At 65.6% G+C, this 19,744-nt stretch carries 21 protein-coding genes; 18 read left to right on the top strand and 3 right to left on the bottom strand.

The window, feature by feature from the left end:
• Positions 1 to 11 precede the first annotated feature (11 nt).
• The gene (locus QU595_RS27050) at positions 12 to 320 is read right to left on the bottom strand and encodes an Hpt domain-containing protein (protein ID WP_315927847.1); all 309 of its coding nucleotides are present in this window, start codon (positions 318 to 320) and stop codon (positions 12 to 14) included.
• 223 nt (positions 321 to 543) lie between these two features.
• Between QU595_RS27050 and QU595_RS27055 the strand changes: the two genes are divergently transcribed.
• The 9 genes from QU595_RS27055 (at position 544) to QU595_RS27095 (ending at position 8,378) form a co-directional block, all read left to right on the top strand.
• On the top strand, positions 544 to 894 hold the full coding sequence (locus QU595_RS27055) for an antitoxin Xre/MbcA/ParS toxin-binding domain-containing protein (RefSeq protein WP_315927849.1): 351 nt from the start codon (positions 544 to 546) through the stop codon (positions 892 to 894).
• On the top strand, positions 894 to 1,394 hold the full coding sequence (locus tag QU595_RS27060; protein ID WP_315927851.1) for an RES family NAD+ phosphorylase: 501 nt from the start codon (positions 894 to 896) through the stop codon (positions 1,392 to 1,394). The genes QU595_RS27055 and QU595_RS27060 overlap by 1 nt, the downstream gene beginning before the upstream one ends.
• Positions 1,395 to 1,637: 243 nt before the next feature.
• Positions 1,638 to 1,796 (top strand): hypothetical protein, encoded by a 159-nt coding sequence (locus QU595_RS27065; RefSeq protein WP_315927853.1) that lies wholly within the window; start codon positions 1,638 to 1,640, stop codon positions 1,794 to 1,796.
• 67 nt (positions 1,797 to 1,863) lie between these two features.
• Complete coding sequence (locus QU595_RS27070) at positions 1,864 to 2,973, top strand: HlyD family secretion protein (RefSeq protein WP_315927854.1); 1,110 nt, start codon at positions 1,864 to 1,866, stop codon at positions 2,971 to 2,973.
• Positions 2,970 to 4,610: a DHA2 family efflux MFS transporter permease subunit gene (locus tag QU595_RS27075; protein ID WP_315927856.1), complete on the top strand. Its 1,641-nt coding sequence runs from the start codon at positions 2,970 to 2,972 to the stop codon at positions 4,608 to 4,610. Before QU595_RS27070 ends, QU595_RS27075 begins: the two co-directional genes overlap by 4 nt.
• Positions 4,611 to 4,749: 139 nt before the next feature.
• The gene (locus tag QU595_RS27080) at positions 4,750 to 5,220 is read left to right on the top strand and encodes a DUF2231 domain-containing protein (RefSeq protein WP_315927858.1); all 471 of its coding nucleotides are present in this window, start codon (positions 4,750 to 4,752) and stop codon (positions 5,218 to 5,220) included.
• Positions 5,217 to 6,554 carry a sorbosone dehydrogenase family protein gene (locus tag QU595_RS27085; RefSeq protein ID WP_315927860.1) on the top strand — a complete coding sequence of 446 codons (1,338 nt, stop codon included), beginning with the start codon at positions 5,217 to 5,219 and terminating at the stop codon, positions 6,552 to 6,554. Before QU595_RS27080 ends, QU595_RS27085 begins: the two co-directional genes overlap by 4 nt.
• A gap of 284 nt (positions 6,555 to 6,838) precedes the next feature.
• Positions 6,839 to 7,045, top strand: a complete 207-nt coding sequence (locus tag QU595_RS27090; RefSeq protein WP_315927862.1) for a DUF6494 family protein — start codon at positions 6,839 to 6,841, stop codon at positions 7,043 to 7,045.
• 676 nt (positions 7,046 to 7,721) lie between these two features.
• Complete coding sequence (locus QU595_RS27095) at positions 7,722 to 8,378, top strand: MT-A70 family methyltransferase (protein WP_315927864.1); 657 nt, start codon at positions 7,722 to 7,724, stop codon at positions 8,376 to 8,378.
• Here QU595_RS27095 and QU595_RS27100 read toward each other — a convergent pair whose 3' ends face one another.
• Positions 8,379 to 9,185 (bottom strand): BglII/BstYI family type II restriction endonuclease, encoded by an 807-nt coding sequence (locus QU595_RS27100; protein WP_315927866.1) that lies wholly within the window; start codon positions 9,183 to 9,185, stop codon positions 8,379 to 8,381.
• A 214-nt stretch (positions 9,186 to 9,399) separates the two neighbouring features.
• Positions 9,400 to 10,305 (bottom strand): LysR family transcriptional regulator, encoded by a 906-nt coding sequence (locus QU595_RS27105; protein WP_315927868.1) that lies wholly within the window; start codon positions 10,303 to 10,305, stop codon positions 9,400 to 9,402.
• 134 nt (positions 10,306 to 10,439) lie between these two features.
• Here QU595_RS27105 and QU595_RS27110 point away from each other — a divergent pair, with 134 nt between their 5' ends.
• The 9 genes from QU595_RS27110 (at position 10,440) to QU595_RS27150 (ending at position 19,628) form a co-directional block, all read left to right on the top strand.
• Positions 10,440 to 11,630, top strand: a complete 1,191-nt coding sequence (locus QU595_RS27110; RefSeq protein ID WP_315927870.1) for an MFS transporter — start codon at positions 10,440 to 10,442, stop codon at positions 11,628 to 11,630.
• A gap of 1 nt (position 11,631) precedes the next feature.
• Positions 11,632 to 12,099 (top strand): cyclophilin-like fold protein, encoded by a 468-nt coding sequence (locus QU595_RS27115; protein ID WP_315927872.1) that lies wholly within the window; start codon positions 11,632 to 11,634, stop codon positions 12,097 to 12,099.
• A 16-nt stretch (positions 12,100 to 12,115) separates the two neighbouring features.
• The gene (locus QU595_RS27120; protein WP_315927874.1) at positions 12,116 to 12,511 is read left to right on the top strand and encodes a cupin domain-containing protein; all 396 of its coding nucleotides are present in this window, start codon (positions 12,116 to 12,118) and stop codon (positions 12,509 to 12,511) included.
• Positions 12,512 to 12,535: 24 nt separating this feature from the next.
• Positions 12,536 to 13,552, top strand: coding sequence for a zinc-dependent alcohol dehydrogenase family protein (locus tag QU595_RS27125; protein WP_315927876.1), 1,017 nt, complete (start codon positions 12,536 to 12,538; stop codon positions 13,550 to 13,552).
• A 9-nt stretch (positions 13,553 to 13,561) separates the two neighbouring features.
• Positions 13,562 to 14,755: an arabinose transporter gene (locus QU595_RS27130; protein WP_315927878.1), complete on the top strand. Its 1,194-nt coding sequence runs from the start codon at positions 13,562 to 13,564 to the stop codon at positions 14,753 to 14,755.
• Positions 14,756 to 15,072: 317 nt separating this feature from the next.
• A complete protein-coding gene (locus QU595_RS27135) occupies positions 15,073 to 16,329 on the top strand; it encodes an aminomethyltransferase family protein (protein WP_315927880.1) in 1,257 nt (418 codons plus the stop codon).
• A 108-nt stretch (positions 16,330 to 16,437) separates the two neighbouring features.
• Positions 16,438 to 17,334, top strand: a complete 897-nt coding sequence (locus QU595_RS27140) for a methylenetetrahydrofolate reductase (RefSeq protein WP_315927882.1) — start codon at positions 16,438 to 16,440, stop codon at positions 17,332 to 17,334.
• Between the two features lie 320 nt (positions 17,335 to 17,654).
• Positions 17,655 to 18,446: an AraC family transcriptional regulator gene (locus QU595_RS27145; protein WP_315927884.1), complete on the top strand. Its 792-nt coding sequence runs from the start codon at positions 17,655 to 17,657 to the stop codon at positions 18,444 to 18,446.
• 300 nt (positions 18,447 to 18,746) lie between these two features.
• Positions 18,747 to 19,628 carry an aromatic ring-hydroxylating dioxygenase subunit alpha gene (locus QU595_RS27150; RefSeq protein ID WP_410000578.1) on the top strand — a complete coding sequence of 294 codons (882 nt, stop codon included), beginning with the start codon at positions 18,747 to 18,749 and terminating at the stop codon, positions 19,626 to 19,628.
• Positions 19,629 to 19,744: the final 116 nt, after the last annotated feature.

A 19,744-nucleotide genomic window follows, 5' to 3' on the forward strand; every position in this document is an offset into this window, starting at 1 on the left:
TGCTGCCCGACTTAGGCAACTTCGTGTTCGATCTCCAGAATAAGCGCCTGGAGCGCGTGCCACACCGCGCCGGCATCGGCGTCGTGGTCCGCGATAAGCAGCGTCTCCAAGTCCGAAGCGCGCGCGCTGATGTCCGGAAAGCCGAAGGTGCCGCCGGCGCCGGCCAAAGAGTGCGCGATCTTCAAAAGATCGCTGCTGTCCGTTGAAGACGAAAGCGGACCGCCGCCATCGGCGATGGCCTTCAATGCCGCAAGCTGGTCGCGGCATCGCATGAGAAACCGGTCTCGCAGCAGAGCGAAGGCTTCGTCTGGAGTGGTCACGCCATTGCCTCATGTTGAGCTCGAGTGCCGTCGCGCCGAGCATAGTGATCGAACGGTCTGAGGTCAGCACCAATCTGGCCGGCGACATGGCCGGGCATCGCTTCCGGAGGGATCTCGTTCGGCGGGAGGAGCCGGCCGGGATAGCGCTCCAGGCCTTGAATGCCGGTCATCCTGACGCTATATTGCGTCAAGATGAATGAGTTTAAGGAAAAAGGTGCGCGCCATGGGTCTTGCACAATATGCCGATGACGGGCTCTTCTCGCCGCGCAAGATCGCAGATGCGCTGCGCACGACGAGCGAGGAGATCGCGCGCACGGCCGGGCTTGGGAAGGACGCGGTCCAGCGCAAGGACAGGATCCGTTCCGACAGGACGCAGCGGCGGCTGCGCGAGATGGCCGAGATCGTCAACAAGGTCGAGCCGCGCTTCGGCTCGGCGCTGATGGCCTATGCGTGGTATCGGTCCGAGCCGCTGCCCGGCTTCTCCGGCCTGACCGCGATGCAGCTCGTGCGCGACGGCCGCGCTGCCGACGTGCTCGACTATATCGATGCGGTCGACGCCGGCATCCACGCCTGATGCGCTTCGAAGGAGCGCTCTATCGCGCGCTGAATCCGATCCATGCGCGAACGCCGCTGTCGGGCCGCGGGGCGGAGCTTTACGGCGGCCGTTTCAACCGGAAGGGCACGCCGGCGCTCTACACCTCGCTGTCGGTCATGACGGCGCTGCGGGAGGCCAACCAGGTCGGCAGCCTCCAGCCGACGACGCTCGTTTCCTATGCCGCCGACATCGAGCGTGTGTTCGACAGCCGGGACGAAGCCGCCCTGCGCGCGCAAGACATGGACGCGGCGGCGCTCGCCGACGCTGGCTGGCGCGACCAGATGAAGGCGCACGGGGAAGCGCGGACGCAGGCCTTCGCCCGCCGGCTCGCGGCGGCCGGCTATCACGGCCTGCTCGTCAGGAGCTTCGCCTCCGGCGCGGCCGGCGACGACCTCAACCTCGTTCTGTGGAAATGGGGTGCAGCGGCGCCCTGCCGCCTGACATTGATCGACGACGAGAACCGCCTGTCGCGGCTGTGACGCCCGACAGGAGCCGCCGAAGGCGCGGTCGCGCTCGATCAGCGGCGGGCGAAGGCAAGATTCCCGGACAGGGCTCCGACAGCCCCGGCGCATCGGCCGCGATGGGCGGCCGGTCGGAGGCGCGATGGAACGATTCAGGCCCGCTCCAGTTCGGGCCGGACAGGAAATCCATGGGAAAGCCCGCCCGGCGCCGAAGATCGAAAAGCCGGGTCGTTTCGGCCCGACATCAGACGGAGCAATAGCATGGCAGACTATCTGTGGCTGTTCGCGACCGGAGGCGGCGCGATAATCCTTGGCGCGGCCATCGCCTATGCGCTCTTGCGAGGCCGGCGTCTCACGCATGGCGAGCAGGCCGCGCAAGATCGCAAGGTGGATAAATTGTACAGCGAACGGGACAGTTGAAAGCGCCCGGGCGCAGCGCCGGGTCCAAAACCTGTCTCTGTTCGGCCGCCTCGCAGGAAGCTGAAACGTGGACACCAGAACCAAGACCGGCAGGGACGGCAGCGAGAGCCCTGAAGGCTCCTATACCAACACCGCCAGGCCCAGGCCGAGCCTGCTCTCCTTTCCGAAGCGCCATCCCTATGTAACGACCCTGATCGCGCTGCTGGCGGTGCTCGTCGTGGCCGGGGCCATCGGCTGGTGGCTGTACGAGCGCCAGTATGAATCCACCGACGACGCCTTCATCGATGCGCGCACCGTGACGATCAGCGCCGAGATCGCCGGACGCATCAGCGACGTGGACGTCACCGACAACCAGCCGGTCAGGGCCGGCGACGTTCTCCTGCGCATCGACGACAGCGTGCCCGCCGCCGCCGTGCGGCAGGCCGAAGCGGCCGTGTCGGCCGCCCAGGCCGACATCGGAAACGTCGCCGCGCAATCCCAGGCCCAGAACGCCAAGGTCAACCAGGCCCAGCGGCAGGTCGACCAGGCGCGCGCCGCGCTCGATTTCGCCCGGGCCGAAAACAGGCGCAGCCAGGAGCTTCTGTCCAAGGGCACCGGAACCCAGCAGCAGGCGCAGCAAGCGACCTCGACATTGCAACAGGACCAGGCCGCCTACGACAGCGCGCAGGCAAGCGTCGAAGCGGCGCGGAGCCAGATCACGGTTCTCGCGGCGCAGGCGAAAAGCGCCGAAGCCAGGTTGCAGCAGGCCCGGGCCGGTCTGGACCAGGCCCGGATCGACCTGTCGCATGCCACGATCGCCGCGCCCGCCGGCGGCCGCGCAACCAACATTTCGGCCGCCAGGGGCGCCTATGCCCAGCCGGGCCAGGTCCTGATGATGTTCGTTCCGGACGCCGTCTGGATAAAAGCGAATTTCAAGGAAACGCAGCTTGCATCGATGAAACCGGGGCAGCCGGTCGATATCGAGATCGACGCCTATCCCGGCCGCACGTTCCATGGCCGCGTCGACAGCATCCAGGCCGGCAGCGGCACCGCCTTCAGCCTCCTCCCGGCCGAGAACGCCACCGGCAACTTCGTCAAGATCGTGCAGCGGGTTCCCGTGAAGATCGTGTTCGACCGGCCGCCGGACGTCCTGCTCGGCCCCGGCATGTCGGTCGTGCCCACGGTCCAGGTGCGATGAGCGACCGGGCGCAACCGGCGGCGAACGAAAGCCGCTCCGCCGCCGGCGGGCGCAATCCCTGGATCATCGCCGTCGTCGTCTCCATCGCGACCTTCATGCTGGTGCTGGACACGTCCATCGCCAATGTGGCGTTGCGCAACATCGCGGGCAGCCTCGCGGCGGGGATGGACGAAAGCACCTGGATCATCACCACCTATCTGGTCGCCAATTCCGTCGTGATCCCGATCAGCGGATGGCTGGCCGGCGTCATCGGCCGCAAGCGCTACTACATGATCTGCGTGGCGACCTTCACCCTTGCCTCGCTGCTTTGCGGGCTTGCGCCGAACGTTCAATCGCTGATCCTTTTCCGCATCCTCCAGGGCCTCGGCGGCGGCGGCATGGCGCCGAGCGAGCAGTCGATCCTCGCCGACACCTTTCCTCCGGAAAAGCGCTCGCAGGCCTTCGCGCTCTACGGCATCGCCGTCATCGTGGCCCCCACGATCGGCCCCACCGTCGGCGGCTGGCTGACCGACCATTTCTCCTGGCACTGGATATTCTTCATCAACGTGCCGTTCGGCATCATGTCGCTGCTGCTCGTCCAATGGCTGCTGGTCGAGCCGGACGTGCTGGAACGGGAGCGCGAAGCCAGGCTGGAAGGGGGTCTCAAGGTCGACTGGACCGGTTTCTTCCTCGTGGCCATGGCCTTGGGGTGCCTCGAGGTCTTTCTCGACGAGGGCCAGCGCAACGACTGGTTCGCATCGAGCTTCATCACCACCGCGGCCCTGCTGTCGGCCGGATCCTTCGTCCTGCTCATCCCGTGGGAACTGAGCCGCAGGGATCCGATCGTCGACGTGAGGCTGCTCTTCACGCGCCAGTTCGGCACGTCCTTTCTCGTGATGATGGCCGTGGGCGCCGTCCTGTTCAGCACCACGCAACTGCTGCCGCAACTGCAGCAGACGACGTTCGGCTATACGGCCACCCTGTCGGGACTGTCGATGATGCCCGGCGGCATCGCCATGCTGGTGCTGATGCCGGTGTCGGGCTTCGCCTCGGGGCGGGTGCAGCCCAGATACCTGATCATGCTGGGCATGGGCCTGGCGGCCGCCGGCCTGTGGCACCTGACTTCGCTCTCCGGCGAGGCGAGCTTCGGCTATTTCGTCTATGCCCGCATTCTCATCACCGTCGGATTGCCGTTCCTGTTCATCCCGATCTCGACGGCGGCCTATCTCGGGCTGGCGCCGGAAAAGACCAACCAGGCTTCCGCGCTGATCAACGTGGCCCGCAACATCGGCGGCAGCATAGGGGTCTCGCTGTCGAACACGATCATCGCCCAGAACCAGCAGATGCACCAATCCCGATTGGTGGAACATACGGTCCAGTCCTCGTCCGCCTACCAGCAGACGCTGGCGCGGGCGGTCGACTTCTTCACCGCCCAGGGCGCGCCTCCTCTCCAGGCAAAGTCGGAAGCGATGGGATGGATCGCGCAGACGATCGCGCGCGAGTCGTCGTTGCTCGCCTATATCGACGCCTTCCGCGACGCCGCCGTCATGACGGCGCTGCTGGTGCCCCTGGCGCTGCTGCTGCGGTCGAAAAAAAGCCCCGGCAGGCCGGGGCGGAGGGGGACACAAAGGGTGGCACCTAACCGGCCGCCTGCGTGAATGTTCCACCGCACGATTCCCGAAACGGCGGACCGGCCGGCACGGGAACGCGCCGGGGCAACCCGCCGAGGAACCCGTCAGCGGGAACATGGAGCGTCAAAAACAGTTCGGAGGCGGTGGCGACAGGCAGGAGGCGACGATGACCGTGGAAAATCCGCGAAATCCGCGTCGGACCCGGGCGCACGGGACGCGCCTTTTCCGTCCCATGATCCATGCGCTGCTGGTTCCCTTCGCCGCCGCCTGCCTGATCGGCGCGTTTTTCACCGACCTGGCTTACTGGCGCACGGCCGAAATGATGTGGACCGACTTCTCCGCATGGCTGGTCAGCGTTGGCTTCGTCCTCGGCATCATCGCGCTGATCGCCTGGGTTTTCGACTGGCTGACCGGACGCCTCGCGGGATGCGGCCGGCCGGCGGCCATGCAGATGCTCGGCTATCTGGCCGTGCTGGTCCTCTCCGGCTTCAACACTTTCGTGCACACGCGCGACGCCTGGACATCGGTGGTGCCGTGGGGGCTCGACCTGTCGACGGCGACGGTGATCGTGCTGCTGTTCTCGTGCGCCATGTCGTGGCTGGAGATCGCCCATGGACGCAGGGAGATCGCCGGATGACACCTTCCACGCCCGCCGGATTCCGTTTCCGCCTCACGCTCCTCCTTCTGGCTTTCGCGTCTTCGGCAGCGCTGTCGGCCTGCAGCGAAAGCTCGGCCGATCCCGAGGACCAGATCGGCGCCAACCCGAAACTGCCGCAGCTGCAGCAATATCTTTTCCCGCCGATGCACCTCGCCTCCGTGGTCGGCTGGAAGGAGGGCGAGAAGCCGACCGTCGCCAAGGACCTCAAGATCGAGCCGCTGGCGACCGGCCTCGAGCATCCCCGCTCCCTCTATGTCCTGCCCAACGGCGACATCCTCGTGGTGGAATCGAAAGCGCCCGGCACCGATCCCGTCAAGCGCCCGAAGGACTTCGTCATGGGCTGGATCGAAGCGATGGTCACCTCGGCGGGCGGCGATCAGCCGAGCAACCGCATCACGCTGCTGCGCGACGCCAACGGCGACGGCAAGCCGGAGACGAGAAGCGTCTTCCTCGACCATCTCAGCTCGCCCTTCGGTGTGGCCCTGGTCGGCTCCGATTTCTACGTGGCGAACACCGATTCCATCATGCATTACAGGTACAATACCGGCGATACGAAGATTGCCGATCCCGGCACGCCGCTGACGCCGCTTCCCGGCGGCCCGATCGATCACCACTGGACCAAGAGCCTGGTGGCGAGCCGGGACGGATCGCTGCTCTATGTCGGCGTCGGCTCCAACAGCAACATCACCGAGAACGGCATGGAGGCGGAGAAGAACCGCGCCGCGATCTTGCAGGTGGAGCGGACGACCGGCCGGTGGCGCATCTTCGCGAGCGGCCTGCGCAATCCCAACGGCCTGAGCTGGGAGCCCGAAAGCGGGGCCTTGTGGACCGTGGTCAACGAGCGCGACGAACTCGGCCCCGACCTGGTGCCCGACTACATGACCTCGGTGAAGGACGGCGGCTTCTATGGCTGGCCCTACAGCTATTACGGCCAGCACGTCGATCCGAGGGTCATGCCGCAGAGGCCGGACCTGGTGGCGAAGGCGATCGTGCCCGACTATGCGCTGAGCTCGCATGTCGCGCCGCTCGGCCTTGCCTTCTATACGGCCGACAGCCTGCCGCAGGCCTATCGCGGCGGCGCCTTCGTCGGCGAGCACGGCAGCTGGGACCGCGACCGCTTCAACGGCTACAAGGTCGTGTTCGTGCCTTTCAGCGGCGGCAAGCCCAGCGGCAAGGCGCAGGACGTCGTCACCGGCTTCCTGACCAACGGCGAAGCCCATGGCCGGCCGGTCGGGCTGGCGGTGGACAAGACGGGTGCGTTGCTGATCGCCGACGATGTCGGCAACACGGTGTGGCGGGTGACGGCCAAGTAGCGGCCGCCGCGGCCGGGAAAGCATCGCGCCCGGCAAAGGCTCGCCGGCCCCCGCCTGCGCCGACGGCCGGGGCGGTCGCGCCGGCCGATACCTTCCCGAAGCTCGCAAACGACGATCGCTGTTGCCGCCGGACTATTGGCCTGTACACTGCCCGGACGGCGCCTTCGCGGCAGCGCGGCCGCCGACCCGGCAACCGGTGCGGTTGCGTCGCCCCACGGCGCCGGGCGTCGCCGGGAAGAAGACGCGCCGGAGGCCGGATCGTTTGTGTCAACTGGAGCAGTCACATGGACAAGAACATGGAAATGGACGCCTTCAACATCTCGATGCGCAAATTCCTGAAGCAGGTCGGCGTGACCTCCCAGCATGCCATCGAGAAGGCCGTCGAGGACAACGACCTGAAGGGCCAGGGCCGCGTCACGGTGAAAGCGGTGATCACCATGGAACGCGCCGGCCTGCATCACGTCGTTGAGGGCGAGATCGATCTCGGTTGAATATCGGTCCGGCCGCACGGTGTCCGGCGCTTTGCGGTCGTGTGCGGTGAGAGCATCCGCGCGCGACGTTTTCGCGGGTGGCCGTCATTTGCAAAGGGCGTGGCGGACGACGGCGCAGCCGCGCCACGGTTTCGCCCGCCGCACTCAACGACGAAAACGCTTCCACGGTTTTTCGGCAACAGCCCGGCGCTCCGAGGCCCGGACACATCCGGCCCGTTCTGGTGATCGTCGCCGTCGTGGTCGCCGTGCTGGTTATGCTTGGCCTTGTTGCCGTTCTGCGCTAGCCTTCGCCGGGCCGGCAACGATCGCGGTCATCCGGCGGTCGGCGATTCCCGGGTTTCAGGAAGCGGAATGTCGCTGGTTTGAAACTATTCCTCGCGAGCGGCAGCATTGCCGCCCGATAACAGACTCCATTCAAGACATCTTAAGTTACTGAATGCCGTCGATCACGGTTTTCCGATTTGGCATTGACCCCTTGCAAGAAAGAACATAATGGGAACATATAAAATGCAACGAAATGGGTCGGCCGTCTGAAGCGTCCAATCGAACCTCTCGCACGGTGATCAAAAGTTGTGCGTAACCTTAGCGAGCTGGACTGCCTGACGACAGCCGGACGATATAAGCTGATTGAGAATCGTTGCGTCCCACACTGTCGGCGCGAAAGGGAGATGGAAGATTGAAAAAAACGACGCTCCCCTCGCCCTCCGATGACTTTGCGGATTTTGTAAAAGGCCGGAAGTTTGCGACCATCATGGCAGATCCGCCATGGCAGTTCACGAACCGTACCGGTAAGGTCGCACCGGAACATAAGCGCCTTAACCGTTACGGAACGATGGAACTGGATGCTATTAAGGCGCTGCCAGTTGCCAAGGCTTGTGGGCCGACCACCCATCTTTATCTCTGGGTGCCGAACGCCCTTTTGCCGGAAGGACTCGAAGTTCTGAAGGCATGGGGGTTTCAGTACAAAGCCAATATCGTCTGGCATAAGGTTCGCAAGGATGGCGGCTCGGATGGTCGGGGCGTGGGCTTTTATTTCCGTAACGTCACCGAGCTTATCCTCTTCGGCGTTCGCGGCAAAAATGCCCGTACCTTGGACCCCGGCCGTTCTCAGGTGAATTACATCTCTTCTCGTAAACGGGAACATTCCAGAAAGCCGGACGAACAGTACCCGCTCATCGAAAGCTGCTCGCCCGGTCCTTACCTAGAAATGTTTGGCAGAGGCGTCCGCAAAGGCTGGGCAACGTGGGGCAATCAAGCCGACGAGAGCTACGAGCCGAGCTGGAAGACCTACGACTACAATTCCGCTACGGACCGAATTCTACCCGCCGAGTAATCACTCGGGAGTTATGACGCCTTCGCGCATCAACTCCTGCTCCTCATCGGCGATGCTCTCCATCGTGACGTTCTCATCAAACGTCACGATGCTGGCCGGCAGCCCTATCAGAAGCAGCGGGCAAGGATTACCTACACCCCGCCGCACGCGATCCTCAAGTTTCGACCAGTGAGTGGTGGCGGCACCGTACTTGTCTGACACGAACGTCGTCGCCCAGGCTTTCTCGAAGGAGCCGCCTGTAAAGATCATTCTCCGGTCCACGGCTTTCTTCTGCCGCTCTGTTCTGGCCATGCCAAAGGCTTGCACCGCCTCATGGGAGTTAAGACTACGCTCAGTGGCGAAGCGGTGGACCATATCGCGCATCTCGTCCTGCATGGTCGTGCCACGGGTGATGATGACACCGCAGGAAATTGCGCCATCGGCGTGGAGGCGCTTGAAGTTCTCAAGGTCGCGGTCGTAGAAGGGGTCTTTGTTATTCCATTCGATTTCCGCCGCGATCACACCGGCCTCGAAAGCCTTAACATGATCGATTTCATGGGAGATGGCTTCCCGCGCTACTCCGTTGATGCGCTTCTCTACGGTGAAGTTCATTTTCAGCCAGCCACGGTCCGCTAGTGAGCGGCGCAGGCGCTGGGTGCCTTGAGTTTCGCCACCGCCCGAGCCGACGATTTCCTCAATGGGAATGGAGAGGCCAGCTATAGCCTCCTCAAGCTCGATGACGGCATCAGGGAAATCGACGCTCAGTATCGCGCGAGCGTGCGAATGCACTTCGACTTGGAAGCCGCTATCCAGAAGCCTTTCGAACATTGGTGAACGGTGCAACGATTCGGAACGCGGACGCTAGCGTTTAAGCGGGTCCGGCTTCTTCGTCCACACAACACCCTCATCGGACACGTCTGCTTTGCACCTCCCCATCAGCCATAGGAATGGTTGCCCGCTGTACCACAAGCGTCTGCTCCCGAATAAGCCGGAGCGCAAAGCCGCCGGTCCGCTCCCGGCCCTCCGGACGTCGTCGGGAAACTCACGGTTCCGGTCGGTTCCGGTGCCGCAGCGCATCGACGATGACCTTGAAGGCCGGAAGGTTCTGCCGGCGGCTCGGGTAATAGAGGAAATAGCCCTCGAAGGACGGCGACCAGTCGTCGAGGACCTGCACCAGCGAACCTGACGCGATGTGCCGCTCCACGATGTTTTCGGGGACATAGGCGATGCCGTAGCCGTTCACCGCCGCGTCGATCATGGCATAGGAATTGTTGAAGGCGAGCTGGCCGTCGACCCGCACGCGCAACTCCTTTCCGTCTTTCCCGAACTCCCAGGCATAAAGGCCGCCGGTGCTCTCGTGCCGCATGTTGATGCAGACATGCCGGACCAGGTCCTGCGGCTGTTCCGGCACGCCGTGCCCGGCGAGATAGCCGGGCGACGCGACCGCCACCAGCCGCCAGTCCGGGCCGATCCGCACCGCGATCATGTCCTTCTCCACGCTCTCGCCCAGCCGGACGCCGGCGTCGAATCCTTCCTCCACGATGTTGCGGAAGGTGCTGTCGAGGATCAGTTCGACGCTGATGTCGGGATAGTCTTTGAGCACCGGCCTCAGCTTCGGCCAGACCACGCTTTCCAGCGCATGGTCGGACAAGGTCAGCCGGATCGACCCGGACGGCTTGTCGCGGAACGCCATCAGGGCCGCGATCTCCTCCTCGATCTCGACCATTCGCGGCGTGATCGTCTGCAGCAGCCGCTCGCCCGCCGGGGTGGTCGCGACATTACGCGTCGTGCGCGTCAGGAGGCGTATCCCCATCCGCGCTTCGAGCTGCTTGATCGCATAGCTGAGCGTCGATTGCGCCACGCCGATCCGGGCGGCGGCCCTGGTGAAGCTCCGCTCCTCGGCAACGATCCTGAACCATGTCAGGTGGTTGAAGTCGGTCTGCTCCATATGCGCTCGTTCTCCGGACCTCTCAAAGATTAATCGATGTGGTCGATTAGTCCATTCCAATTGGGACGGGTAATCGGTTTGCGTGCGAGCGGCTATATCGGGCGCCGAAGGAACAAGCAGGAGCAAGCGGACCGATGACCGCCGTGACGGCAGATACAACAACGCGGCCCCATGCCGCCTGGGGCGCGGTGCTTTCGATGGCGCTGTGCGTGGCGATGCTGATCGCCTCGGAGTTCATGCCGGTCAGCCTGCTGACGCCGATGGCCGAAGGGCTCCGCGCCACCGAGGGCCAGACCGGACAGGCGATCTCGATCAGCGGACTGTTCGCCGTCGCGGCGAGCCTGCTCGTCACCACGGTGGCCGGAACGCTCAACCGCAAATGGGTGATGGTGGCGATGACGGGTTTCATGCTGCTGTCGCTGGTCCTGGTCGCCGTGGCGCCGAATTTCGCCGTGCTGATGGCCGGCCGCGCCCTGCTCGGCATCTGCATCGGCGGCTTCTGGGCGCTGGCGACCGCCGTCATCATGCGGCTGGTGCCGGAGGGCGACGTGCCGAGCGCGCTGGCATGGATGTTTGGCGGGCAGGCGATAGCGGCGGCCTTCGCCGCGCCGGTCGGCAGCTATCTCGGCGGCCTGTTCGGCTGGCGCGAAGTGTTCTGGGCGCTCACCCCCGTCGTCGCGATCAACCTTGCCTGGCATGTCGTTGCTCTGCCGTCCCTGCCGGCGCGCCGGAAGCAGGATTTCCGGGCGATGTTCGGCCTACTGAAGCGGCCCTATTTCCGGCGCGGGCTGGCGGCGTGCATGCTGTCATGGGGATCGGCCTTCACCATGTTCACCTATCTGCGCCCCTTTCTGGAAAAGGTGACGCGCGTGGACGTGACCTTGCTTTCGATCCTCTTGCTGCTGCTCGGCTGCGCCGGCTTCATCGGCACCTGGGCGGCGGGGCGCTTCCTGAAAGGCGATGTCGCGCCCTTCCTGAAGCTGCCGGCGCTGGTGATGGGCGCCGCCACGGCCGGGCTTCTGCTGTTCGGCTTCTCCGCCGTCGCGGCGGGCCTGTTCATGATCGTCTGGGGGGCGATGAACACCATGTTCTCCGTCATCTGGATGACCTGGATGTCGCAGAATGCCGACGACGCGCCCGAGGCGGCCGGCAGCCTGATGGTGGCGGCGATCCAGGCCTCGATCCTGCTCGGCGCGGTGGTGGGCGGACTGCTCCTCGACGGCATTTCGATCCAGGCGACCTTCGGCGGCAGCGTGGCGCTGGCGGTCCTCGCGCTCGCGGTGATCGGCAACGGCCGGCGCATGCTGAAGCCGGGAGCGGCCTGAGATGACGATTTTTACCCCGATTTCGCGCCGCGCATTGCTGGCGGCAAGTGCCGCCGGCCTTGCCGCCCCTATATTCACCCGCACCGGATCAGCCCGGGCGCAGGAGAGGACCGCCGCCATGCGTCTCAGGTTCGCCTTCGCGGATCAGGATTTCACGGCCACGCTGGAGGACAATGCTTCCGCGCGCGAACTGTTCTCGATGCTGCCGCTGGACCTGACGATCGGCGACTATTCGACCAACGAGAAGATCGCCTATCTGCCGCGCAAGCTGACCGGGCAAGGCAGCGGCCGCTTCGACGGCGAGGCGGCGGGCGACCTTTGCTACTATGCGCCCTGGGGCAACCTGGCGCTGTTCCATGGGCCGTATCGCTGGTCGAGCGGCCTGATCCGGCTCGGCCGTCTCGACCACGGCGCCAGGCCCCTGCTGGTGCGCGGCGAACATCGGCTGCGCGTCGAAACCCTGTCCTGAACCGAAGGAGATTATCATGCAGATCTATCGTGCCGGCCAGGCCCCCTCCCGTCCCGGTCCGTCCGACTGGTTCACCGGCCGCGTGCGCATCGATGCGCTGTTCAACCCGGCCGCGCCCGATCGCGTGCAGGGGGCGCACGTCACCTTCGAGCCGGGCGCACGCACCGCCTGGCACACCCATCCGCTCGGCCAGACGCTGATCGTCACCTCCGGCCTCGGCCGCGTGCAGCGCGAAGGCGGACCGGTCGAGGAAATCCGGCCCGGCGACGTCGTCTGGTTCGAGCCGGGCGAGAAGCACTGGCACGGCGCGTCGCCCGAGGCGGCCATGACCCATATCGCACTCCAGGAGGTCAAGGACGGCAAGGTCGTCGACTGGCTGGAGCATGTCGGCGACGCCGAATACGGCGCCTGACCTTCAAGACAAAGGAAAACTCCCATGCTTGCAACCGTCCTGCACAGCCCCGGCGACATTCGCTGCGAAGAGGTCGCCGAACCGAAGATCCTCAAGCCGACCGACGCCGTCATCAAGCTCTCGGCCACCTGCATCTGCGGCTCCGATCTATGGCCCTATCGCGGGCTCCAGCCGGTCGATGCGCCCATGCACATGGGCCACGAATATTGCGGCGTGGTGGTCGAGGTCGGCAGCGCGGTGAAGTCCGTCAGGCCGGGCCAGTTCGTCGTCGGGTCCTTCGTGTTGTCGGACAACACCTGCCCTCACTGCCGCTTCGGCTTCCAGTCCTCCTGCGAGCATCGCGAATTCATGACGGGCGCGCAGGCGCCTTACGCGCGCGTGCCGATGGCGGACGGCACGCTGGTCGCCACGGACACCATGCCCGACGACGACCTGATCCCCGGCCTGCTGGCGGCGTCGGACGTGCTGGGCACCGGCTGGTATGCCGCTGATGCGGCGCGGGTGCGGCCCGGCTCCACGGTCGCCGTCGTCGGCGACGGCGCGGTCGGCCTGATGGGCGTGCTGGCGGCAAAACAGATGGGCGCGGAGCGCATCATCGCCATGAGCCGCCACAAGAGCCGGCAGGACCTCGCCCTGGAATACGGCGCGACGGACATCGTTTCGGAACGCGGCGAGGCCGGCGTCACGCGCATCAGGGAACTGACCAAGGGGGTCGGCGCGGATTCGGTGCTCGAATGCGTGGGCACCAGCGAATCCATGCGCCAGGCGATCGATTGCGCCCGGCCCGGCGGCTCCATCGGCTTTGTCGGGGTGCCGCACGGCGTCGAACTGAACGGCGAGTTCCTGTTCTTCGCGCAGAAAAGCCTGCTCGGCGGCCCGGCGCCCGTGCGCCGTTTCCTGCCGCATCTGATGGAGCTGGTGCTGGAGCGCAGGATCGATCCCGGCAAGGTGTTCGATCTGGCGCTGCCGCTCGAGGACGTGGCCGAGGGCTACCGCGCCATGGACGAGCGCCGCGCGATCAAGACGATCCTGCGCCTCTAGCGTCCCGAAATGACGCTTTCGTCCCCCTCCTCAGGAGCAGCCACGCCGGTCGCCGCCGTGCTGCTGCCGATCATGGCGGCGGTGCTGGCCGGCTTCGTCGTCATCGGCACGGCGTTGCCCGTGCTCCCTCTCCATGTGAGCCACGGCCTCGGCTTCGGAAGCGTCGTCGTGGGCCTGGTCGCCGGCTCGCAGTTCGCCGCCTCGCTCGTCTCGCGCGTATGGTCGGGGTCCTATTCAGACGCGAACGGAGGAAAACGGGCGGTCCTGGTCGGCTTGGCCACCGCGGCGGCGGCCGGGCTGCTCTATCTCCTGTCCGCGGCCGTCGTGCGTTCGCCCGTTCTCTCCGTCTCGATCCTTGTCGCCGGGCGCGCGGTGCTCGGCGGCGCGGAGAGCTTCATCATCACGGGCGGCGTCGCCTGGGGCCTTTCGCTGGTCGATGCCGGGCATTCCGGGAAGGTCATTGCATGGGTCGGCACCGCGATGTTCGCGGCGCTGGCCTTCGGCGGGCCGTTCGGGACCATGCTGTTCGCGGCCCACGGCTTCGCGGCGATAGGGCTGCTGACCACATTGTTGCCGTTGCTGGTGCTGGGATCGCTCGTGCGGGCGCCGAACCCTCGCATAAGGCTGCGGCCGGGGAAATCCCACCTCGGAGCGGTCGTTGGCGCGGTATGGCTGCCCGGTCTCGGGGCGGCGCTCGCCAGCATCGGCTACTGCTCGGTCCTTGCCTTCAGCTCCCTGCTCTACGCCGACAACCACTGGCAGCCCGTCTGGCTCGGTTTTACGGCGTTCGGAACCGCGCTGATCGCGGCGCGCATGGTCTGCGGCCACCTTCCGGACAGATATGGCGGTGCCAGGGTCGCCCTGCTGTTCGTGCTGGTGCAGTCGGCCGGGCTTCTGCTCATGGGACTGGCGGGCAGCAGCGCGCTTGCCTGCCTCGGCGCCGCGCTGGCGGGCCTGGGCTATTCCCTCGTCTACCCCGGGCTCGGCGTGGAGGCGGTCGCAAGCACCTCGCCGGAAGACCGCGGCCTGGCGATGGGCATCTACACGGTCTTCCTGGACGTCGCGATGGCGGCGGGAAGTCCGGCATTGGGATGGGTCGCCGACGAGAAGGGCCTGAGCGCCGTGTTCGTCATCGCCGCCGCCGTCACGCTTTGTTCGGGAGCGGTGGCCTTCAGGTTGCGCCGGGGCCGAAAGATGCGCTGACGAAGCCGGACGGTCCCGAGCGGCCGCCTTGGCCGTGTTATCGGAGTCCTCGCCCTGTTGCGGCCACTTGAACCTCAGGTATGCGTCCGGCAACTCCGGGCATTCCGGATTTTGCTCCTCCGTGAAAATCTCGATGGCGACAGACGCGATCGAAAGAGCCCGCTGAAAGGGCGCTCCAAGCAGCGATGGAATGGCGCCGGGCATGCCGGGCACCAGTCCTTCGGCGGCGACGTGATTTCGATCGTGTCGGGGGAACCGGTGCGCACCTGCATCGGCAATTGCCGCCTCGCTCCCGAGGCGTTGGAGGAAAGATCTAAATGGACGACGTCAAATTCATCACCGGCCTGACCGCCGCGACCGATGCCCGGGTGGCATTCCGCGGCACACCGTTCGTCGAGCGCACGGCGCCGCTGAACCAGAACGCTCTGTGGATGCGGTGGGACAGGAACATGGTCGTCGACGCCTATTCCGACATGGTCGAGGAGTTGGCTGCCATCCGCAACCGGGTCGCCATGGGCGACATGTCGCCGCTTTCGAAATACGTCATCGCCGGCCCCGACGCCGAGAGGCTGATGGACAGCCTGATCCCGCGCGACATCACCAGGCTGAAGGTCGGCCAGATCTACTATGCGCCGTGGTGCGACGAGAACGGCCATGTCGTCGGCGACGGTCTCGTCTTCCGCATGGACGAGACCACCTTTCGGGTTTCGGCCGATCCCGGCCTCACCTGGTGGAAGAGTCACGCCGAGGGTCTCGATGTCGTGGTGACCGATATCAGCGACGATTATGGCATCCTCACGCTGCAGGGTCCGCGCTCGCGCGACGTGCTGCGTGCGGCGACCGGGGGGGCGTTCGACGAACTGCCGTTCTCGCGGCTGGGTTTCGTCACCGTCGCCGGCAAGCAGGTCGAGATCCTGCGCCAGGGCTTTACAGGCGAGCATGGCTACGAGCTCTGGGTCAAGGCCGCCGATGGCGCAGCCGTGTGGAAAGCGGTGCAGGAAGCGGGCCAGCCGTTCGGCATCCTGCCCGCCGGTGCCTGGGCGCTCGACCTGGCGCGGCTCGAGGCCGGGCTGCTGATCGTCGGCTACGACTACACCAGCTCCGGGCCCGATCATGGCGGCGCAGGTATCCAGGCCGCCGGCAAGTTCCGTGCGTCGCCTTACGATCTCGGCCTCGGCCGCCTGATCGACCTGCGCAAGGCGAACTTCGTCGGCAAGGCCGCGCTGCAGCGCATCTCGGAAACGGGCGACCACCGGAAGCTCGTGGGTCTCGACATCGACTGGTCGCGGGCCGGCGGCGGCAAGGGTCTCGAAGGCGGCGCGCCGGGCAACCTCCGGCGCGTGCGCTGGTACCCGGTGCCGGCCTTCCACGACGGCGCCGAAGCGGGTCACGCCTCGAGCGTCGCCTGGTCGCCATCGCTCGGCAAGATGATCGGTTTCGGCCATCTGCGCGGCAAGGCGGCGTCGATCGGTTCGCAAGTGACGCTGCGCTGGACCAGCGACGGCGAGACCCTCGACGTCGACGCGCGCGTGGTCGAACTGCCGTTCCTGTCGCTGAAGCGCGCAAACGGCTGAGCAAGGCGCCAGCGCATCCTCCCCAATGAGTGGCCCGTCGGCGGGTCCGCCCGTCGGCGGGAACGCGTGGCGGCCCGCCGGCTGGCCGCAAGAAATCAAGGGCAGACCATGACCGAACCGACTGAAAGCGTTGCCGAACGGCCGTCCGTCCATGACGCGGCACAGGTCATGTCGATTGAACTCGCGCCGGAGCAGGTGCGTGGCTTCGCGCCCGACATCGAGCAGTTCCCGCTGGGCTCGCGCGTGTTCCTCACGCATCTCACGGGCAAGCCCGAGGCGATGCAGGTGGAGGCGGCGCTGCGTATCAGGGACATGGGCTACGTCCCGGTGCCCCATCTCGGTGCCCGCAATTTCAAGACCGAACAGGATTTCGTGGACCTCGTGCGCGCGCATAGCCGCAACGGAATCGCCGAAGCGTTGTTCCTGGGCGGCAATCCGGCCCTTTTCCCGGGCCCGCTGGGTGAATCGGTGCAATTGCTGGCGCATCCCGTGCTTGGCGACTCGACCATCCGCACGGCTTTCGTCGCCGGTTACCCCGAGGGACACCCCGCCATCGCCGATGCCGATCTCGCGAAGGCGCTTCGACGCAAGCTCGAAATCTGCGATGCCCGTTCCATCGAGGCCCGGGTCGTCTCGCAATTCGCCTTCGACGGTGCCGCCATGGGCGCCTGGGCCCGGCGACTGCACCGTCAGCACCCCGGGCTTCCCGTCCATGTCGGGTTGGCTGGCGTCACCAGCCTGACCAGGCTCATCAAGTTCGCCATGATGTGCGGAGTGGGCGCTTCTGTCGCCGCCCTGAAGCGCTCGGCGGGCGGCATCTTCAACGTCATGTCCGACCGCAACCCGGCCGATGTCATCGAGGCGATCGCCTCCAGCTATCCCGAGCCCGAGGCGCCGCTTCACCTGCACTTCTTCCCCTTCGGTGGCTGGGAAAAGACGCTTGCCTGGTACAGCGAATATGCCGATCGGCGCGACGGCCCGCTGCGTTGCCACCGATCCCGGTGAAGGATTGGCCGTCGGGCAGGACACCGGGCGTCACCCGTTCCATGGGTGACGGGCACCTTCCTTGTCGCTTCCAGCCGCGCCATGCCGAACGGACGCAAGATCGATGTCTTCGGCCTTCGGACACGGTGCGTGCCGGCCGGCGCCGGCTGCACGACAGGAACGGGCCGCGCATGGAGGCTTCGTTTGGCGCCTCGCCATCTTCGCCCGTCGAGTCGCCGGCCATCTTGCGCCCGCGCGGCATTGCCCCGATGATCCTGAACGCCACCTGTTGGAGCCAGGCGGGCTGAGGGCAGCGCCCGCGACATTTGCGAAAGATCAACATGCGTCTGCCCCCGATCGATCTCAGCCGCGAAAACACCTTCGGGGAGCTGACCTATGAGAATGGCGGCCAATATGGCCCCATCATGGGCGATTACCTCGCCTTTATCGTCGTGCATATCGGGAGTGCGACGATCGAGGCCGACGACAAGGTCGTACACCTCGAAGCCGGTCAATGTGCCTTTTCGTTGACGCGCGAGCGGTACAATTACGTGGCCCCCGAAGGCGTTCTTTCGCATGTCACGTGGTGTGACGGCCGGCCCCAGAATGCCGGCTGGCTCTACCAGGAAGCACGCAGCTTCGCCCCCGTCATCGATGCGACGTCACCGGTCCAGACGCTGATGCAACTGGGCATCGATCTGGGCATCGGCGACCGCGACAGCCGCAGCGGACTGCGCGAGGCGCTGACCAACGCGCTGCTCAACGCCTATATCTACGAGGCCGGGGTCATGGCCGCGGAGAAGCCGGTCCCGCAGACGATCCTGCGCGCCAAGCGCTACATGGACGAGCACTTTGCCGGAGACGTGACCATCGAGCATGTCGCCCAGCAATTGCGTGTCAGCCCGCAATATCTCGTCGCGGCCTTCAAGAAACATATGGGCATGACGCCGGCCCGCTATCTCTGGCGCTGCCGCGTCGACTACGGTGCCCATCTTCTGCAGCGCACGGGCTTGTCGGTCAGCGAGATCGCCTACAAGGTCGGCTACAAGAATCCGTATCATTTCTCCCGCCACGTGAAGCTCGCCTTCGACTGTTCGCCAAGCGAGCTGCGCGAGCAGGCGCGCATCGCCTGATCGGCCGGAGGACGGGCCACGCTCCCGACGCCGACCACCGATCGCTGCAGTGAACTGGCGATATGCAAATGCCAATGGCGTGCATGGAGGGCAGGGCCGTTTCCATGGAATTCTCGCCTGCCGACCGGAGCCGGGGCCAAGCCGCCAGCCGGGTCGGCAGCGGAGGATCGACTGTACAGGACCAAGGGCGGTGCCGACGTGGCGTCGGCATCTGCCCGCAATCGCTCCGAAATCGCTGAACCGAACGACTATCGCCCGCGGCCCGCCTTCGGGCCGCAATGTGTCGAATGAGCATTGCGGATGACAATCATCATGGGAAACCTCGCTTCAATCGATCCGATCGCGCTGAACGAATGGCATGTCGTGGCTTCCCTCGATGAACTGCCTGCCGGGGCGACCTTGTCCACGGTCCTGCTGGGAGAGACGATCCAGGTTGGCCGGCGTGACGGCATGCTCGGCGTGTGGCGGGGCGAGGATCGGCTGCCCTTGATCGAGCGCTTCGGCTATCTGTGGACGACGCTGGGCAATCCGCCGCGCGACCTGTTCGAGATCGTCGAGTTCAACGAACCCGACCGCAATGTCGTCGTCCAAGGCGTCACGCGCGTCGCCGTTTCGGCGCCGCGGGCGGTCGAGAACTTTCTCGACATGGGGCATTTTCCCTTTGTCCACACCGGCATCCTGGGCGAGGAGCCGCACACGGAGGTCAAGCCCTACAAGGTCACCGTCTATCCGGAGCCGCCGGAGATCCTGGTCACCGAATGCGAGTTCTACCAGCCGCAAGCCAATGCCGGTTCTTCCAGCGGCGAGGACACGGAATATGTCTATCGCGTCCCGCATCCATTTTGCGCCGTGCTCTACAAGACAGGCTCGACGGACGCCGGGCGCCGCGACGTCATCGCCTTGTTCGGGCAGCCGGTCAGCGAAGAGTGCGTGCTGGTCCATATCGTGATCTGCCTCGTCGACGACGTGACCGACCTCGCGGCGATGCGCAGCTTCCATCAGACCATCCTCGGCCAGGACAAGCCGATCCTGGAAAACCAGGTGCCGAAACGGTTGCCGCTGGACACGCGGGCGGAAGTTCCGATCCGCGCCGATGCAGCCTCGGCGGCCTATCGCCGATGGCTTCGCGACCGAGGGCTTCGCTACGGCGTCATCGTTGGCGAGAACATCCGCGCGGCCTGACATGCCGCCGCTGTGTTTAACCACGGATATGCCTGACTGAAATAGCAGCCATTGTTTCAGCCGGGCCGGCATGAAAGCTTGAGCTAATGTTGCGAGATCGCGACGACGGATAAGAC

The organism is Mesorhizobium sp. SP-1A, assembly GCF_032460275.1.
Classification (GTDB): Bacteria; Pseudomonadota; Alphaproteobacteria; order Rhizobiales; family Rhizobiaceae; genus Mesorhizobium.

Bases quoted from the DNA above. Each gene is read 5' to 3' on its own strand.
- QU595_RS27080 (WP_315927858.1), top strand. From the start codon at position 4,750: ATGACCGTGGAAAATCCGCGAAATCCGCGTCGGACCCGGGCGCACGGG.
- QU595_RS27115 (WP_315927872.1), top strand. From the start codon at position 11,632: ATGACGATTTTTACCCCGATTTCGCGCCGCGCATTGCTGGCGGCAAGT.
- QU595_RS27110 (WP_315927870.1), top strand. From the start codon at position 10,440: ATGACCGCCGTGACGGCAGATACAACAACGCGGCCCCATGCCGCCTGG.
- QU595_RS27060 (WP_315927851.1), top strand. From the start codon at position 894: ATGCGCTTCGAAGGAGCGCTCTATCGCGCGCTGAATCCGATCCATGCG.
- QU595_RS27100 (WP_315927866.1), bottom strand. From the start codon at position 9,185: ATGTTCGAAAGGCTTCTGGATAGCGGCTTCCAAGTCGAAGTGCATTCG.
- QU595_RS27140 (WP_315927882.1), top strand. From the start codon at position 16,438: ATGACCGAACCGACTGAAAGCGTTGCCGAACGGCCGTCCGTCCATGAC.
- QU595_RS27055 (WP_315927849.1), top strand. From the start codon at position 544: ATGGGTCTTGCACAATATGCCGATGACGGGCTCTTCTCGCCGCGCAAG.
- QU595_RS27135 (WP_315927880.1), top strand. From the start codon at position 15,073: ATGGACGACGTCAAATTCATCACCGGCCTGACCGCCGCGACCGATGCC.
- QU595_RS27120 (WP_315927874.1), top strand. From the start codon at position 12,116: ATGCAGATCTATCGTGCCGGCCAGGCCCCCTCCCGTCCCGGTCCGTCC.
- QU595_RS27145 (WP_315927884.1), top strand. From the start codon at position 17,655: ATGCGTCTGCCCCCGATCGATCTCAGCCGCGAAAACACCTTCGGGGAG.
- QU595_RS27105 (WP_315927868.1), bottom strand. From the start codon at position 10,305: ATGGAGCAGACCGACTTCAACCACCTGACATGGTTCAGGATCGTTGCC.
- QU595_RS27125 (WP_315927876.1), top strand. From the start codon at position 12,536: ATGCTTGCAACCGTCCTGCACAGCCCCGGCGACATTCGCTGCGAAGAG.
- QU595_RS27085 (WP_315927860.1), top strand. From the start codon at position 5,217: ATGACACCTTCCACGCCCGCCGGATTCCGTTTCCGCCTCACGCTCCTC.
- QU595_RS27130 (WP_315927878.1), top strand. From the start codon at position 13,562: ATGACGCTTTCGTCCCCCTCCTCAGGAGCAGCCACGCCGGTCGCCGCC.
- QU595_RS27065 (WP_315927853.1), top strand. From the start codon at position 1,638: ATGGCAGACTATCTGTGGCTGTTCGCGACCGGAGGCGGCGCGATAATC.
- QU595_RS27150 (WP_410000578.1), top strand. From the start codon at position 18,747: ATGACAATCATCATGGGAAACCTCGCTTCAATCGATCCGATCGCGCTG.
- QU595_RS27090 (WP_315927862.1), top strand. From the start codon at position 6,839: ATGGACAAGAACATGGAAATGGACGCCTTCAACATCTCGATGCGCAAA.
- QU595_RS27075 (WP_315927856.1), top strand. From the start codon at position 2,970: ATGAGCGACCGGGCGCAACCGGCGGCGAACGAAAGCCGCTCCGCCGCC.